The organism is Paraburkholderia sp. J7, assembly GCF_905220155.1.
Taxonomy (GTDB): domain Bacteria; phylum Pseudomonadota; class Gammaproteobacteria; order Burkholderiales; family Burkholderiaceae; genus Paraburkholderia.
Map to the genome: position 1 here is coordinate 1 of NZ_CAJMYZ010000086.1, position 614 is coordinate 614.

1 protein-coding gene is annotated in these 614 nt (G+C 70.4%); it reads right to left on the reverse strand.

The annotated features are described in order from the left end of the window. Nucleotides 1-614, reverse strand: a 614-nt coding sequence (locus tag U5A58_RS40435) for an alpha/beta family hydrolase (protein WP_321965458.1), incomplete at both ends; no start/stop codon positions are given.

Genomic DNA, 614 nt, shown 5'->3' on the forward strand with positions numbered 1-614 from the left:
AACTCTCCTTCGGCGAAGAACCACGCCGACATCGTCCGTGCCAGTTCGAGCACGACCTCCGCGTCGGTCCGGCCGGAGGACGCGCGCACGTGGAACGAATGATCTGCGTCGTCCACCACATGCAGCGTGGCGCGTGGCCCCAGCGTCTCGACGACCGACCTCAGCAGGGGAAGCTCGGCCAGCTTGTCGCGCGTGCCCTGCAGGAAGAGAATCGGCACCGTGACGTCCGCCAGATGCCGTGCCCGCTCCACGCCAGGCGCGCCCGCCGGGTGCAGCGGGAACGCGACGAAAGCGAGGCCACGCACGCCGTCGAGCGGGGAGATGGCTTGAGCCTGGGAGGTCATGCGGCCGCCGAACGACCTGCCGCCCGCGAAGAGTGGCAGGGCTGGCAGCCGCCGGCGGGCCTCTGCGACGGCCGCCTGCACGGCAGCATGTGCCACGGCCGACGAGTCCACCCGCTTGGAGCCCCGCTCCATGTACGGAAACTGGTAGCGTAATGTGGCGACATTGGCCGCCGCAAGCGCGTCGGCCAATGACGACATGCCGGCATGCTGCATGCCCGCCCCGGCGCCGTGCGCGAAGACATACAGGGCTCGCGCGTCCTCCGGCACTCG